Source organism: Psychroflexus sp. MES1-P1E (assembly GCF_002836055.1).
Lineage (GTDB): Bacteria > Bacteroidota > Bacteroidia > Flavobacteriales > Flavobacteriaceae > Psychroflexus.
In genome coordinates, this window is the sequence record NZ_PJBS01000272.1 from 1 (window position 1) to 1,620 (window position 1,620).

2 protein-coding genes are annotated in these 1,620 nt (G+C 37.3%); both read left to right on the forward strand.

What is annotated here, in order from left to right; all coding sequences use genetic code 11:
* The coding region (locus CXF67_RS09670) for a GEVED domain-containing protein (protein WP_145990444.1) at window positions 1-1,028 on the forward strand (1,028 nt) is incomplete at its 5' end.
* Window positions 1,029-1,100: 72 nt separating this feature from the next.
* On the forward strand, window positions 1,101-1,620 hold a 520-nt coding region (locus tag CXF67_RS09675; RefSeq protein ID WP_145990445.1), incomplete at its 3' end, for a glycosyltransferase family 2 protein.

Below are 1,620 nucleotides of genomic sequence, written 5' to 3' on the forward strand. Positions count from 1 at the left end.
TTGTGAATCAAGACGGTGGAGGTATATTAGTTGATGATATTAGTTACCCTGAATTCCAAGGCTATCTAGAATTACCAACAGATGATTATTTAATTGATATCACTACGGCAGATAATTCAGTAAAAGTTGCTGGATACCAGGCTTATTTAGCTGAACTAGGTTTAGCAGATGCTGCTGTTACTGTCTTTGCAAGTGGGTTTTTAAATCCTGCAGTTAATCAAGATGGTCCTGCTTTTGGTCTTTGGGTATCTTTAGCTTCTGGTGGAGCTTTAGTAGAATTGAATGATGAAGCTTTTGTTCCTTTCCCAGCACCCTATTGTGGACCCTTAGAGTTCAATATAGTAGAACCAATGACCAATGTAGAATTTGCAGGAATTGCAAACAGATCTAATGCGGCACAAGATGGTTCTCCTGCTCATGAAGACTTTACAGCTCTTACACCAGGACAGGTCAATCTAGGAGAGTCTTACGATATTATACTCGAAGGAAATACAGCTGGTGATCCATTTACTAACAGATTTGCAGTATTTATTGACTGGAATCAGGATGGAGAATTTTCTGGAGCTGAAGAAGTATATGAAATTACTCAAACCATTACTGGATCTACCGGCGAGGATGGACAACAAGCAACCCAAACTTTGGTTGTTCCTTCCGATGCAGTGGTTGGACAGACTCGAATGAGAGTTAAAAAGATATACGCAACTACAGCTTACCTCAATCCATGTTTGGGAACTACCTTTGGCCAAGCAGAAGAGTATACACTAGATGTTGAAGGTCTTTCTAGCGATGGTTTTGACTCTACAGATTTTACATACTATCCAAATCCTGTAAATGATATACTTTCTATTTCAACGGTATCTACTGTTGATAACATAAAGGTATATAATATGTTAGGACAGATGGTAGTTGAAACTGCACCAAAAGTTTCAAATCCACAAGTGGATATGAATGAGTTACAGTCTGGTGTTTATTTAGTGACTTTAGAAGTGGAAGGAAGTCTTCAAACCTTTAGAGTGATTAAGCAATAAATCACTAATGATTATGAATAATGAATCCCGGAGCTTTGCTTCGGGATTCATTATTTGTAATATATTTACACCATGATAGAACGCCATTACTCTTTTATAATTCCTGTTTACAACAGACCAAAGGAGATGAAAGAGTTGTTAGAAAGCCTAAGCAATATAGAAGGTGACTTCGAAGTGATCATTATAGAAGATGGTTCTCAGAACTCTAGCGAGGAGGTGGTTTCCAAGTTTAATACTAAATTGAATATTTCCTATTATTTTAAGAAGAATACAGGGCCTGGAGATTCCAGAAATTATGGGATGCAGAAAGCAAAAGGGAATTATTTTATCATTTTAGACAGTGATGTTATTGTGCCTTCAGCCTATTTAAAAACAGTTAACGATCACCTTTCGAGTGAGTATTTGGAGTGTTATGGTGGCGGGGATAAATCTCAAGATTCCTTTACAGATATTCAAAAAGCCATAGATTATGCTATGACTTCGTTCTTGACCACTGGTGGTATTAGGGGAAGTGCCCATTCACGATTCTCTAAAACTTACGAGCCTAGAAGTTTTAATATGGGAATATCTAAAGCTGCCTTTATAGAATCTG